This is a genomic window from Streptomyces sp. NPDC006265 (assembly GCF_040613555.1).
Taxonomy (GTDB): domain Bacteria; phylum Actinomycetota; class Actinomycetes; order Streptomycetales; family Streptomycetaceae; genus Streptomyces.
Map to the genome: position 1 here is coordinate 1 of NZ_JBEXSH010000145.1, position 13,767 is coordinate 13,767.

General features: G+C 70.1%; 12 protein-coding genes and 3 pseudogenes. 7 read left to right on the plus strand and 8 right to left on the minus strand.

All coding sequences use genetic code 11. The features are described from left to right. Nucleotides 1-219 precede the first annotated feature (219 nt). Nucleotides 220-687, minus strand: a complete 468-nt coding sequence (locus ABZ281_RS14695; RefSeq protein WP_356655479.1) for an SDR family oxidoreductase — start codon at nt 685-687, stop codon at nt 220-222. A 706-nt stretch (nt 688-1,393) separates the two neighbouring features. Continuing rightward, on the minus strand, nt 1,394-2,869 hold the full coding sequence (locus ABZ281_RS14700) for a DUF1996 domain-containing protein (protein WP_356655481.1): 1,476 nt from the start codon (nt 2,867-2,869) through the stop codon (nt 1,394-1,396). Between the two features lie 443 nt (nt 2,870-3,312). Here ABZ281_RS14700 and ABZ281_RS14705 point away from each other — a divergent pair, with 443 nt between their 5' ends. From ABZ281_RS14705 to ABZ281_RS14725, 5 genes and pseudogenes are all read left to right on the plus strand, one after another. After that, the gene (locus tag ABZ281_RS14705; protein ID WP_356655483.1) at nt 3,313-4,458 is read left to right on the plus strand and encodes a molybdopterin-dependent oxidoreductase; all 1,146 of its coding nucleotides are present in this window, start codon (nt 3,313-3,315) and stop codon (nt 4,456-4,458) included. Beyond that, nucleotides 4,455-4,859: a hypothetical protein gene (locus tag ABZ281_RS14710; RefSeq protein ID WP_356655485.1), complete on the plus strand. Its 405-nt coding sequence runs from the start codon at nt 4,455-4,457 to the stop codon at nt 4,857-4,859. The genes ABZ281_RS14705 and ABZ281_RS14710 overlap by 4 nt, the downstream gene beginning before the upstream one ends. Nucleotides 4,860-4,998: 139 nt before the next feature. Beyond that, on the plus strand, nt 4,999-5,577 hold the full coding sequence (locus tag ABZ281_RS14715) for a hypothetical protein (protein WP_356655487.1): 579 nt from the start codon (nt 4,999-5,001) through the stop codon (nt 5,575-5,577). Nucleotides 5,578-5,630: 53 nt separating this feature from the next. Continuing rightward, nucleotides 5,631-6,683: an NAD-dependent epimerase/dehydratase family protein gene (locus tag ABZ281_RS14720; protein ID WP_356655489.1), complete on the plus strand. Its 1,053-nt coding sequence runs from the start codon at nt 5,631-5,633 to the stop codon at nt 6,681-6,683. 107 nt (nt 6,684-6,790) lie between these two features. Continuing rightward, nucleotides 6,791-7,042, plus strand: a pseudogene (locus ABZ281_RS14725) (IS5/IS1182 family transposase); the annotation flags it as partial. Here the strand turns inward: ABZ281_RS14725 and ABZ281_RS14730 are convergent. From ABZ281_RS14730 to ABZ281_RS14740, 3 genes and pseudogenes are all read right to left on the minus strand, one after another. Continuing rightward, nucleotides 7,043-7,248 (minus strand): annotated as a pseudogene (locus ABZ281_RS14730) (oleate hydratase); the annotation flags it as partial. 200 nt (nt 7,249-7,448) lie between these two features. Continuing rightward, a complete protein-coding gene (locus ABZ281_RS14735; protein WP_356655491.1) occupies nt 7,449-7,871 on the minus strand; it encodes a hypothetical protein in 423 nt (140 codons plus the stop codon). Between the two features lie 44 nt (nt 7,872-7,915). After that, a complete protein-coding gene (locus ABZ281_RS14740) occupies nt 7,916-9,130 on the minus strand; it encodes a globin domain-containing protein (protein ID WP_356655493.1) in 1,215 nt (404 codons plus the stop codon). Between the two features lie 526 nt (nt 9,131-9,656). Here ABZ281_RS14740 and ABZ281_RS14745 point away from each other — a divergent pair. Further along, nucleotides 9,657-10,562 carry a universal stress protein gene (locus ABZ281_RS14745; protein WP_356655495.1) on the plus strand — a complete coding sequence of 302 codons (906 nt, stop codon included), beginning with the start codon at nt 9,657-9,659 and terminating at the stop codon, nt 10,560-10,562. Nucleotides 10,563-10,588: 26 nt separating this feature from the next. After that, complete coding sequence (locus ABZ281_RS14750; RefSeq protein ID WP_356655497.1) at nt 10,589-11,491, plus strand: universal stress protein; 903 nt, start codon at nt 10,589-10,591, stop codon at nt 11,489-11,491. An 8-nt stretch (nt 11,492-11,499) separates the two neighbouring features. On the opposite strand, the pseudogene ABZ281_RS14755 reads toward ABZ281_RS14750, so the two are convergent. The 3 genes and pseudogenes from ABZ281_RS14755 to ABZ281_RS14765 all read right to left on the minus strand — a co-directional run. Beyond that, nucleotides 11,500-11,799, minus strand: a pseudogene (locus tag ABZ281_RS14755) (polyphosphate kinase 2); the annotation flags it as partial. 553 nt (nt 11,800-12,352) lie between these two features. After that, nucleotides 12,353-13,057 (minus strand): CBS domain-containing protein, encoded by a 705-nt coding sequence (locus ABZ281_RS14760; protein ID WP_356655499.1) that lies wholly within the window; start codon nt 13,055-13,057, stop codon nt 12,353-12,355. Between the two features lie 41 nt (nt 13,058-13,098). Continuing rightward, the gene (locus ABZ281_RS14765; RefSeq protein WP_356655501.1) at nt 13,099-13,563 is read right to left on the minus strand and encodes a cyclic nucleotide-binding domain-containing protein; all 465 of its coding nucleotides are present in this window, start codon (nt 13,561-13,563) and stop codon (nt 13,099-13,101) included. Between the last annotated feature and the right edge of the window lie 204 nt (nt 13,564-13,767).

Genomic DNA, 13,767 nt, shown 5'->3' on the forward strand with positions numbered 1-13,767 from the left:
TGGTCACCCGCACCAACGCCTGACGATCCTCAGCACTCAAGGCAACCGGATACTTCTTCTGCGACGACATGGCACCCCCGCCCGGCCGAAGTGAAAGCGACGAGGGGAGGCTGCCCGACCGTCAACTCCACCAATCACAGCCACACTTAGCAGCGACAATCTACTAGACTAGGGCCTGTGTGCACGACAGTCTCGGACTGCAACCGCTCGTGTGCGGCATCAGCCTTGCGTTCGCCGCGTCCGCCGGTTTCGGAGCGGCCCCGGAGTCCTGCCTTTGCGGGAGACCCCCGCCTCGACGAGTCGGCAGCGGCCCCGCGCTGGGGGTTGAAGCGTGCTGCAGCGCATGGTCCGGCTGACGCGGATGCCGCGGTCCGCCCATTCTGGCGGCGCCGCGCGCGAGCGCGATAGGCCGCCCTTGGCGGCGGAGTACAGGGTTTGGTTCGGCATGCCGACCATGCCGAGACGCGAGCTGACGCACACCATCGACGCCCCGGACTGCGGTGCCAGCGGCATCAGATGCTTCATGACCAGGAACCAGCCCGCCGATCGGTCCGCCCCGGCCTTCTGACGCGCCGGGCTCGCACCGAGGCACCGGTGGGTGCACGGGACGTCGTCCGGCGCGCAGACCCTGACGCGGACGCCGGCGACCTCTTCGGTGGCGCACTCGTGGAAGTTCCAGCGCGGCATCGGACTCTTCGCGATCTCCTGGGCGTTGCTGTCCGAGTGCGCGCCACGGCGTCGCGGACCACGACGATCCGCCGGAAAGCCGGCACGCGGTGGCGCATCTCCTCCGCGGGCAGCTCGATGCCGGCCAGCGTGTCCGAGAAGACGGGCCCCGCGCGAGCGCCAGGTCGGCCAGATCCCTTGTCTCTCCGGGAGCCGGACCTGCGTCCGGACGCGATGTCGGCCCCGGCGGGTGGAGCAGACCGTCGCCGGCAGGTTCGATTCCCATACGGCCTGGCTTATGGCGACGACGTTGTCATGGCGGCTCTGCGGGGTCCGCAGATGAACAATCGGAGGCACCGGGGCGACCAGTACCCCGGCCGCCGGCCCCCATGCCGCCCGGGAAACCGGCCGGCGACGCCTGGCTGGATCCAGCCAGGCGCCCGGCAGCAGCGCGAACCCGATCGTGCTGTAGAGGACCCCGCCGGGCGTACTACGAAGGCCGCGCACAGGAGGGCAAGAACCGACATGAGACCATCCGATGCCTGAAACGACATACCGCCCGCGAGGTCTTCGACCTGGGGCAGGACGGCTACGGGAACGGCACTTGTGCGCGGTGTGCGTTCTGTGGCCCGTGCCATCATGTCCGCCCGTATGCGGCTCTCGACGCAGTCCTGCGTGCGAGTGCGCCAGGTCCGGCTTGGAGGGCCTCAGTCTCCCGGAGACGGAGTCATTGGCACTTTCGGCTGGTGTTGATGCACTGGACCATCCGGTTCATCAAGCCCTTGTCGAAGACGTTGATGAAGTCGCCGTGGTCCGTGATCGGCTTGTGCATCTGTTCCGGGAAGCCGTCCACCGCGTAGAAGGGGCTGGATTTCCCGTTGTCGTTGAGGCTGGGGGCGTCCACGTCGTAGACGAGGCGCTGGACGAGTTGCGGGATGGCCTTGAAGCCGGCCGGGCAGGCACCGGTCCTCGGGTCGGCGAACGCGACGTGCGAGCGGTGGTTGGCGCTGTCGATGCTCCGGCCGTCCCAGCAGCTCTGGAACTTGGATGTACGGACCAGCTTGCTGCCTTGGGGGCAGATCGGGTACTTGTCCGCCAGCTGCCGGTCCTCGAAGCCGGTGCAGCTCCAAGCGGCGTTGGCGTTGGCGGTGCCGTTGGTGAAGGCTTTGGCGTCGCCGGTGATGATCCGCAGGAACTTGGGCATCGCCACGACCTTGCCGCGCGGGTTCCCGACGAAGTTCAGGGTGACCTTCGAGGCGGTCAGGATTCGGCCGGTGTTGCCTTCGGCGCCGCCGCCGAGCTGCTTGGCGTCGAACTCCTGGGTGCCGTCCTGCAGACGGAGCACGGGCCAGTAGTACGTGGACTTGTCGCCCTGGTTGCGGCAGCTGGTCGCGGCGGCGGCGAACTCCTCGTTGGTGGTGAACGCGTCGTTGTCCTGGTTGCCGATGTAGTCGTGCGTATGGTGCGCGCCGTTGTCGACACCGGGGGCGACGATGATGTTGTCGGAGTTGTACAGCTTGTTGGCGTTGACGCCGCACCGAGTGGTGAAAATCCCCTTGGAAGCGCCGCGCGATGTTCGGGGGCTCCGCACATTCGGCTGGACGGTGGTGATGTTCACGAAGTCGGAGGCCACCGGACCATTGCCCCCCTGGCCGCCGTTACCGTTCTGGCCGGCGCCGTTGCCCTGACCCTGCCCCTGGCCGGTGCCCTGCTGGTCGTCGGAAGCGCGCAGCGAACACGCGGCGAGGGCTTCAAGCCCCTGCGGCCTGGGGCCCGACCTGCCGATGATGATCGCGATGCGGTCAATGGTCGCGACCCGCTTGTTCTTCAGCGGTCCCATGATCGCGTTGTCGGCGAAGGCGCTGTCCTGCTGGATGGCCCTGGCCGAATTCTGCAGCCGCTGGTATGCCTCGGCCACCTGCTGGTCGAGGAGCGCGAGTTCCCTGTCGACCAGCGCCCTGGCCCGGTCAGGGACCGAGGTCAGCTTCGCCCCGACATCCGGGCAGCTGATCGTGGAGGCTCCGGCCGCCAGGACTTGATCTGCTTCCTGAGAGGCCCGTCTCGTCGAGTTGCCGGCGCCGCTCTCATGGGCGGAGGCATACACGTTGACCGCTATCAACCCTCCCGCCCCCAGAGCCAGACCTGCCGCCGCGGCGATGGCTCGCTGCGTCGTCTTCGATCGCTTGCGCATGTTGCGTCGCATGGGATTCCTCTGATGGTTCGGACCACATGGGGCCTCGCGTGCTTCGGATCGCACCGCGGCAAGGCCTGCTGCGCCCATGGTTACGGGCGGGATTCAGCGGGGGGGGCGGGAGTCCGACGCCGCGTCATGCCTCCGTAAGAACTTCGTGCGCCAAGGATGTACTCGTGCACCGAGGTCTCGCGGCTTGGGTCTCCGCATCGGCCCCTGGGCTGAGTCCGGGATGGAGGAGTATCGCTGTGGCGTAGGGGACAGACCGGCCACTGCGCCGCTCATGTGCTCGCCCCGTCGCCCTCGCCGGGTTCCGCCTGCCGACGGCATCCGCACCGGGAATTCGGTTTTCCCCCGCGCTTGCCGGTGCGCGAGCGGCGGCGAGCGCCGAGTCAACTGCATGTCCCTGTTCCGTAAGAGTTCAATCGTTCCGGAACGGCCATGCGCCGAGTGGGATGGAGGACATGAAACTGAGTGTGTCTCCACCGGTGTTCAAAGGCAGATTGCACGACGCCCGCACGGCGACCGCGATCGGCCGGTGGTTGGGGGTGGCATTCGTCCTGTGCTTCGTCACCGGTCTGGTCAGTCACCTCATGCAACATCCCCCGGGCTGGCTGGCCGACAGCCTGCCGAGCCGCCCCTCGTGGGGCTATCGGCTCACCCAGGGACTCCATGTCGCCTCGGGTATCGCGTCGGTGCCTCTGCTGCTGGCGAAGCTGTGGACGGTGTATCCGCGGTTGTTCGTATGGCCGCCGTTGCGTTCGGTCCAGCACGCCCTGGAGCGATTGTCGGTTGCGTTGCTCGTGGCCGGCGCCGTTTTCGAGCTGGCGACAGGGCTGCTGAACACGGCCCAGTGGTATCCATGGCCGTTCTCGTTCGTGCCGGTGCATTACGCCGTGGCGTGGCTGGTCGTCGGTGCGTTGGTACTGCACGTCGCGGTCAAGGCGACGGAGATCAAGGGGCATTGGAGCCGCCGATCGCCCGGGACGCTCGCCCTGCCGGAACAGGACGGCCCGGACCGGCGGTCGCTGCTGGCCGCGGTGGGCGCAGCCGTCGGGGCCGTCACCCTCACCACGGTGGGTCAGGCGTTCACTCCGTTGAAGGACCTTCTCCTGTTGGCGCCCCGTCACCCGGACAGGGGGCCGCAGTCCCTGCCGGTCAACCGAACCGCCTCGGCGGCCGGAGTCGGGCGGATTCCCGACGAGGAGTACCGCCTGGTGGTGACGGGTCCGCGGTCGTACGCCCTGACACTGGATGAGCTGCGGGCTCTGCCGCAGCACGAGGTGGAGTTGCCGATGGCCTGTGTGGAGGGCTGGAGCAAGTCGGCGCGCTGGATCGGCGTACGCGTGGTGGACTTGCTGGAGCGGGCGGGCGCGCCGGAGCATGCGCGGGTGCGGGTGGTGTCGTTGCAATTGCGCGGGGGCTACCGGGTGTCGGAGATGGGGCACGAGCACGCTCGTGACCCGTTGACCCTCCTCGCCCTGGTTTTGAACGGTGAGGAACTCGACCCCGACCACGGTTATCCGGCGCGGCTCATCGCCCCCAACCGGCCGGGTGTGCTGCAGACCAAGTGGGTCGGCCGACTGGAGGTGCTGTCATGAAGGCGCTGCGTGTGACGGCAGGGGCCGCAGGACTGGCCCTCATGGGAGTCGGTGTGTCCCTGCTGATGGATGTCCGCGACCTGCGGGGTGTGCTGGTGTGGCTGGGCGGGGCGGTCGTGCTGCACGACGTGGTGCTCGCCCCGGTGGTGCTGTTGGTCGGAACGGCGCTGGTGCGGGGCGGTGTGCGCGGGCCGGTCCGCGCGGCACTGCTGGTCGCGGGCTCGCTGACGGCGGTGGCGCTGCCGGTGCTGCTCCGGCCGGGGAGGACGGCCAATTCGTCAGTGCTGCCGCTGGATTATCCGCGCAACTGGCTTGTCGCGCTGGTGGTCGTGGCCTCGGTGACGGCGGTGTGGCTGGTCGTGGGGAGGATCAGGGACAGCCGTCGTCGGCCTGCCGGGTGAGTTGTTCTCTCTCGCAGACGGGCCGCCCGTCTTACGGTGGTCTTACGCATGGCGCGTGGGGGCGGCCGAGCAGGGGGCGGCTGCCTAACGTGCCAGGATGCGATCCTTCCGTACTGTGCGTGTGACAGTTCTGGTCACCATGGCTCCTCTACTGTTGGCCATCGCCGGTCTGATGCATCCCCGGCATCTGACGGCATCGACGGCCGGCCACTGGGCTGGGATGCACATCGTCCTGCTGCCTGTCTTCCCTCTTCTCGTTCTCGGACTGGTGGTCCCCCTGTGGGGGAGGCCGCGTCGTGATGCGGAGGGGGCGCTGACGGTTGTCTCCTGGGCCGGGTGCCTCTGGTTCGCCGCGTACTACTCCGGTCTGGACGCGGTGGCCGGCATATCCGCCGGCACCGTGGTGGACCACGGCGTGCGCGGTGCGGCCGGGCCGCTGTTCGTCGTCGGAGACGAACTGGGCCGGGCCGGTGTGTACGGACTCGCCGTGGCCTCGTTCGCCACCTGTACGGTGCTCTGGCGCCGGCACGGCGTGCGGGTCTTGCCGGGCGCCGCCGTCCTGTTCGCCGCTTGCTGGTCGTTCGTCGACAGCCACATCTTCTGGCCCAAGGGGGTCTTCACCATGCTCGGCTTCGCTGCCGCCTTCGTTCTCCTGACGGTGGCGTCGGCTCGGCCCAGCCGAGGCCGCGCCGACGCGGTGATGCTTACGAACCCCTGACGTCCGCTGTTCAAGCGGCCCGCGACCGCGTGTTCGGCCCTACGGTCGGTGGCATGTTGATCCTGGTCACTGGAGGTGCGGGCTTCATCGGCTCGCACATCGTCACCGCCCTCACAGGTGCAGGACATGAGGTGCGCGTCATCGATGCGCTGCTGCCTGCCGCCCACCGTACGGACCCGCCCATCCCCGACGGAGTCGACTGGCGGAATGCCGATGTCCGCGACGGAGCGGCCGTGGCCGATGCCCTGCGGGGAGTGGACGCCGTCTGCCATCAGGCGGCGATGGTCGGTCTCGGTAAGGACTTCGCCGACGCCCCGGACTATGTGGGTTGCAACGACCTCGGCACCGCCGTGCTCCTGGCCGGCATGGCCGACGCCGGTGTACGCCGCCTGGTGTCGGCGAGTTCGATGGTCGTCTACGGCGAGGGACGGTACGCGTGCTCGCGGCACGGCATCGTACGGCCCGGACCTCGTCGGCCGGCGGATCTGGAAGCAGGGCGCTTCGAGCCGCCGTGCCCGCACTGCGGTGATGCGCTGACCGCCGACCTGGTGACGGAGGACGCACCGACGGATCCGCGTAACGTGTACGCGGCCACCAAGCTGGCACAGGAGCACCTGGCCGCCGCGTGGGCCCGGTCGACCGGCGGACGGGTCGCCGCTCTTCGGTACCACAATGTGTACGGTCCGGGCATGCCGCGGGACACGCCCTACGCCGGTGTCGCTTCCCTGTTCCGGTCCGCGCTCGCCCGGGGGGAAGCGCCGCGCGTCTTCGAGGACGGCGGGCAGCGACGGGATTTCGTCCACGTCCACGATGTCGCCGGCGCCAACCTCACGGCGCTGGACGCTGCCGACGGCCTTCCGGAGGGTGGCCTGCGGGCGTACAACGTCGGCAGCGGCGATCCGCACACGGTGGGCGAGATGGCCTGCGCGCTGGCCGTCGCCCACGCCGGCCTCAAGCCGGTCGTCACGGGGGAGTACCGACTCGGCGACGTCCGCCACATCACCGCCTCCTCGCAGCGGCTGCGTGACGAGCTCGGCTGGAAGCCTGAAGTCACTTTCACCGAGGGAATGGCGGAGTTCGCGATAGCGCCGCTGCGGGCGCAGTGAGCCTTGTCCAACCTCTCGCCTTTGCTGGGAAGTTGGACTGACAGACGGATGAAGCCCCTGGTATATGGGTTTTCGACCAAGAGAACCGTCTCCACCAGAGGCTTCGCATGCTTGTCCACCCGTCCGGCGTCGACGTGCCCGGCTCTGCCCTCCGCTTCCTCGCCGCTCGCCTGAGGGAACGCCGACGCGCCCTCGGTATACCGTGGCGGCGCCTGGGCGCGGGCCGGACGGCCCTGCTCACCCTCGCCCCCACATTCGCCGAAGCCGTACGGGCCGCGTCGATGAAGGCGTTCGTGATCCTGGACGGGACGCTTCTGCCGATCGACCGGATCGCCGCCGACCGTACCTTCTACTCGGGCGTAGGCACAGCGGAACTGGGCCTCGAACATCCGCCCGTCGCGCATGGTGTAGTCGGCGTTGGCCGTGCTGTCCTCGTCCAGGCTGCCGCCGAAGGCCGCTGTTCCTCGAAGAGGTGGTCCGCTCCGTCGAATCCGCCGTCGCGGATCAGGAACGTGGCCGCGGCGAGCGCCGCGATACCGCTGCCCACCAGATATGCCTTCGCCATCACATAGCTTCTCGTTCTCGCCCGTCGGCCGGGAACCGCACAACATCAGCTTTTCCTGTGTCTGTTGCGCCCTCAGTGGGCCCGTTGGTCACCCGTCCGGGCCGAACGGCCCGTGAGGCGGGCCATCACATGCCGGGGCGGGGAAGCTCAGCGGCCCGGTCGGTGGACCGTCACCGACCGGGCGTGTACTCACCGCGGACTCACGCCGGGTGAGAGTCCGCCGGCCTGCTGCTGCCCGCGACAGGAGGTGGGGTGTCGGAGCCGCCGCGCCATGGCGGGGCCGCCGCCCGATGTCCGGCGCGTCCGGCGTGTGCGGCCTTGTCGGTCTGGCGGCGCAGTCGGTCCTGGAGCTGGTCGACGAGCTCGCGGCCGCTTGCCTCCTCGGCGAGTACGACCACTTCATGCCGTCCGACGTGGAGGGAGGCCGTTGCCGACCAGGGACGGTCCGCGTGGTGGGCGCACGCCCTGGTGATGTGCACCTCGCCGCTGACGGCGGGCAGTCCCGGCCGGCCCACGACTGCGTCGATTTTCGTGCGGGCGTACGACAGGGTCTCCTCGTCCACCTCGCCGTCCGCACGCAGCAGCACGTCGGGAGCGGTGGTCTGAGTGTCATTGCTGGTCATGCCGGGTCCTCTCGTGGAAGCGCGGTGGGGTGTCCCGACATCGTTCAGGCCGCCGGGCCGGGCAGCCACAGGTCGGGGCCGAAGACCTCGTAGCGGATGCGCTGTGCCGGAACCCCGGCGCCCAGCAGCTGTGCGCGGACGTCGCGCATGAACGGCAGCGGCCCGCACAGGAACACCGTCGCGCTCTTCGGCAGTTCGATGCCGTCGAGGTTCATCCGGCCTTCGCGGGCGTCGGGTTCCTCCGGGCCGGGGTGCTCGTACCAGAAGACGGCGCGGGCGCCCAGCAGTTGCCCGGCCAGTCTGCTCGTCTCGGTGCGCAGGGCGTGGTCGGCGGGGGAGCGGTCGGCGTGCAGGACCAGCACGGGGCGGGTCGAGCTGAGGGCGGTGAGATGGGCCAGAATGCTCGTCATGGGGGTGCCGCCGATGCCCGCGGAGACGAGGACGACCGGAGTGGTGGCGTCGGCCGGGTCGTCGAGGAAGACGTCGCCGAAGGGTGCGGAGAGCGTCAGTTCGTCGCCCTCGCGGACCTGGTCGTGCAGCACGTTGGAGACCTCGCCGTCCGGGGTGTCGGCCGTCCCGGCGACCCGTTTCACGGTGATCCGACGCTGATCTCCGCCCGGGTCCGAGGACAGGCTGTACTGGCGCAGCTGGTGTATCCCGTCGGCCATCAGGACCCGCACGCTCACGTACTGGCCCGCACGCGCCTGCGGGGCCGGCCGGCCGTCGGCCGGGCGGAGCAGGAAGGACACCACGTCCGGGGTCTCGGTGCGGCGGTCGACGACCGTCCACTGCCGCCACACCTTGCCGGGTTCCACGCCCGCGTCCTGGTACAGGCGGGCCTCACGGCCGATCAGGGCGCCGGCCATCAGCCAGTACACCTCGTCCCAGGCGGACGCCACCTCCGGGGTGACGGCATCGCCGAGGACCTCGGCTATCGCCCCGAACAGGTACTTGTGGACGATCGTGTATTGGTCGTCGGTGACGCCGACTGCGGCGTGCTTGTGCGCGATCCGTTCCACCAGCGTGTCCGGGCGGGTGTCCGGATCGTCGAGCAGCGCGGTCGCGAAGCCGGCGATCGAGCCAGCCAGTGCGCGGCGCTGGGCTCCGCTGGCCTGGTTGCCGCGGTTGAACATCCCGTCGAGCAGCTCCGGCCGGTCGCGGAACATCGCGCCGTAGAAGCGGGTGGTGATCTCGTCGAGCGCGCCGGCCACGGCGGGCAGGGTGGCACGGACCACAGCGGCGGATTCTGCGGACAGCATGAAGCCTCCCGGGCAGGGGGTGGGTTGGGAAGGACGCCGCATCGCATCCGGCGGCATCTCCTGTGTAGCAGGCACCCGACCGCGTTTCGGCGCTGCTTCACAGCGTTGGGCCAAAAGGGGCCGAACGGCCCCATGGATCGAGGCACATCGGTCCCGCAACCTGCTCCGCCGCGGGGCCACACGGCACCGGGACGACCGACTGTCGGCTCTGTCTGTCGCAGCCGTTCCGGGTGAGCTCCGGCGGCGGCACGATCGCCAGGCGCTCCGCAAGCCTCACGCGGGGAGCACACTGCGCACGAGCGCTCTGAAAGCCGAGGCTGGGCTCGCCTGGACGCCACCGCTTGACTTCGCTCCGCTCGCACGCACCGTTCTGTCGTCGGCCGGCGACGCCGGATGCCGCGGTGAGGACCCCGTCGCGTCGGTCCATGGGGCCTGTCGGCCCCCGACAGGGGACCTGTGGTCTCTGCATCGTGCCGCTGCCCCGCCACCACCCTGGGATCGGAACCCCGATCAGGAGGAGGACATCATGTCCCGCACCGTCACCGTGGGCCTCGACGGCTCGCCCGAGAGTCGTGCCGCCGCCGAATGGGCGGCCCGCGAGGCGAAGCTGCGTGGCCTGCCGCTGAAGCTCGTGCACGTGTGGGAGCCCGTCCCGGAGCCCATCGCGCAGGCCTCGCTCCTGGGTGGGGAGACGCAAGCGCACTGGAGCGAGCGGATTGCGCGCGAGGCGGCTGAGGGACTCCGCCTGCGCCACCCGGGCGTTGACGTGGCCATGGAGCAGATGTCCGGCAGGCCGACGGACGCATTGGCGGAGGCGGCGAAGGACGCTGAGTTGCTGGTCCTCGGCTCCCGCGGGCTGAGCGGGATCGGGGGATTCCTCGTCGGGTCCGTGGGCGCGGCCGTGATCGCTCGCACCGAGACACCCGTTGTCCTCGTGCGATCCGGTGAGCAGGCCGCCGACGAGCACGAGAAGGACCCTGCGGGCATCCCGTCCGCCGCCACCGCTTACCGGCCCGTGGTGCTCGGCCTCGACACCGACCACCCCGATGACACGGTGATCGCTTTCGCGTTCGAGGAGGCCACCCGCCGTGGCACCGCGCTGAAGGTCGTGCACGGCTGGAACCTGCCGCCCTACTTCGCCTACGGCCTGCCCGCCGACCCCCAGCTCAACGCCGAACTGGGCCGACAGGACGCTGCCGCCCTGGCCAAGGTCCTGAGCCCCTGGCGGCAGAAGTACCCGGACGTCGAGGTCGTCGAGGAGTCCCGCTCCGGCAGCCCTGCCAACCACGTCATCGACGCCTCCCACGAGGCATCGCTGGTCGTCGTCGGCCGCCGGATCCGCCGCAGCCCGATCGGCGCCCGCATCGGATCCGTCACACACGCGGTACTGCACCACGCCACCGCCCCCGTCGCCGTCATCGCGCACGACTGAACGCACCACCTGAGGGAGTGGAGATCATGAACGCACCGGCCGAACGAGCCCTTGGGCCCCTGGTCGTGGGCGTGGACGGTTCCGAGCCGAGCCTGCGTGCCGTCGACTGGGCGGCCGACGAGGCCGCGCTGCGCGGGGTGCCGCTGCGGGTGGTGTACGCCTGCCTGTGGGAACGGTACGAGGGCGCCGCGCTCGCCCGGGACATCGGCAAGCCGACCACGCTGCCTCTGCCCCAGGACGTCGTCGGCGCCGCTGCTCAGCGGGCACGCGCAAGGCATCACGGCCTGAAGGTGACCGCTGACGTGCTGTTCGAGGAGCCGGAATGCGCCCTGGTGCGCGAGGGGCGGCACGCCTGCGCGCTCGTGGTGGGCACCCGAGGACGCAGCGGCATCGCCGAGATGCTGCTCGGATCCGTCAGCCTGGCCGTCGCCGCCCACGCCGACTGCCCGGTGATCGTGTTGCGCGGCAGTCACGACAACCAGGCGATGCCCCCGGTCCACGGCCGCGTCCTCGTGGGCGTCGGTGACGAGGCGAAGGAGCCGGCGGTCGTGAGGTTCGCCGCCGAGGAGGCGCGGCGACGCGGCGTGCAGCTGGAGGCCCTACGGGCCTGGCGGTGCCCCGCGCATGAGACCACCGACCACCCGCTGCTGGCCGGTGAGCCCGCCCGCCTGCACGAGGCGCAGGCGGCCGAGGAACTGGAGGCGGCGGTGCAGGGCGTCCCGGCGGACGTCAGTGTGCGCAGGCGTACCGTCGAGGGCCACGCCCGACGGGTGCTGGTCGACGCCTCGCACGAAGCCGACCTGCTGGTCGTCGGCGCCAAGCGTCGCGAGGGTCGCTTCGGGCTCCAGCTCGGGCGGGTCGCCCACGCGGCACTGCACCACTCCGCCTGCCCGGTCGCCGTCGTACCGCACCCGGTGCACGACGCCTGACCGGCGCCTCAGAGGCTCGCCGCGTGGTCCGGGGGGTAGCTCTGCAGATCACGCGGCGGGCGCTTATGGCCGGTCGATGCCGGCCTGGGCGGCAGATCGAGCACGGGCGGCGGGACTTCGTGATACGCCACGGAGTCCCGTAGACGGGCGATCATGTTCAGCCGGGCCCGCCGCTTGTCGTCGCTCTCCACGACGTACCACGGTGCCTCAGCGATAGCTGCGTGCACCAGCATCTCGTCCTCGGCCCGGGAATACGCCTCCCAGCGGGTGATCGACTCCAGGTCCATCGGTGACAGCTTCCAGCGCCTCGAGGGGGCCGCGGGGGCGCGGGGGTCGACGCCGAGCGCGACCTCACCGGAGCGGCGGGTGCGGGAAAGATGGTCCGGGACGAACACGAGGGTCGGGCGGCGGCTTCGGCGTTCGCCGAAAGGAGTCCGTCGGCCGTTGGAGAGTCGGCGGCATCCCACCGGCGCAGTCCGTACACGACCATCCTGGCCTCGCTCACCTGGTGCGGTGAGCTGGCGTGGACAACGCGAAGCGGCAGACCACGCAGCCGTGCCTCCTCTGTGGCCCAATCGGCCGTGGCCTGATGGCGGGTCGACGGGCCGACGGAGGCAAGGATCACCTGTCCACGGCAGTTCGCTCTTCCCCTACGACGGGACGCCACCGGCCGCGCGTGTGCCTGCGGGCCTGGGCGGGGTAGATGGGCCGACCGCATCCACGGGGAGAGGAGAGTCATGGATTCGCTGCGTGATGCGTACTGAAGAAGTCGTCCTGCGCCTGGGGGGAAGTCGGCCTGGGCGCAACGTTGCCAGCCCTGGGCCGCCTTTGCCGCGATGCTTCATCGTTTGCTTGGGTGGGTCACGAGGACGAGGCGTTCTCGCTGTGATTCGACGGGTCAGGGGGCGGCTCGGAGGAACGGTCGTGCTCCGAGATGTCGAAGTTCACGTCCACGACACCCTCAACGGCCCGGATCAGACGTGCGGCCACGGGGATCAGGGACCTGTCCCGGATACGACCGCTGAGCGTCACGACCCCGTCTCGCACCGTCACGCGTGCGGACGGCGTCGAGTAGGGGAAGAGGTACGACACCACCTCCCTGCGGACCTCCTCCGCGATGTCCTCGTCATCACGCAGGAACACCTTCAGCAGGTCGGCGCGGCTGACGATGCCCTGCAGCATCCCCCCGTCGTCGACGACGGGGAGCCGCTTGACCCTGGCGTGCGCCATGGTCCGCGCGGCCTGGGCGAGCGTCGCGTTCGCGTGGACGGTGAGGGCCGGCGAGGTCATCAGCTCCCCGGCGGTCACCGCGCCGGCCTTCGCCAGGTCGGACAGGCGCCGCAGCTGGGTGTACCGGTCGGGGTCGCTGTCGCGGAACTCCTCCTTGGGCAGCAGGTCAGCCTCGGACACGACGCCGACGACCCGGCCCTCGCCCTCCAGGACGGGCAGGGCGCTGGCCTTCCACTCCTGCATCATCCGGACGATCTCCTTGAAGGAGGCGCCACGGCCGATCGCGGCGACGGTGTGGGTCATCACGTCGCTGACGATGTGCGGGGTACCGTGCATGATGTCTCCTTCGGCGCTGTCACTTCGATGCGTCGGCTCGTTCACAGGAGACTGCCGCTGCCGTAGGGGGCGTACAGGTCCAGCAGCCGGGTGCGTGCCGAGCGCAGGCGGTGAGCGAGGACCTCGCCCACCCACTGGGCGACGCTCGCGCCGAGCGCGGGATCGTCCTGGCACATCGAGCGGATCGCGGTGGCGTCGAACTCGTAGGCGCGCACCGGGCTGGCCGCCTCGGCACCCAGATGCCAGGCGTGTGGCGCGAACAGCCAGGACCACCCGATGAGTTCGTTGTGCCGGAGAGTCTCGATGACAGCCGCGCGGCGGCCGGGCACGCGCATGTCGAGGTCGACGCTGCCGGTACGGATGATCCAGAACCGGTCGGCGCGGCCGCCCTCCTCGAAGAGGCGGGTGCCCTGCGGGAACGACACCTCATGGGCGAAACGCATCAGCCGCTGGCGGTGTTCGGCCGGCAACGCCTGCAGCATGCCGGTCGTGGCGGGAGCGTTCATGACGTGCCTCCAGTCAGGGCGTACGAACCTGCCACGTCCAGGGTGCTCCCGTCCCCTGTACCGGGCGATGGGCCACACGGCCCCATGACCGGGCCGCCCGGCACCACGGCCGGGTCCTTCGGCGCCCTGTACAGGGCCAGTCGTGGATGTTCGATGAAGACGACGGACGAGCCGGTGGAAGGGGGTGTGCACGGTGGCCACGTC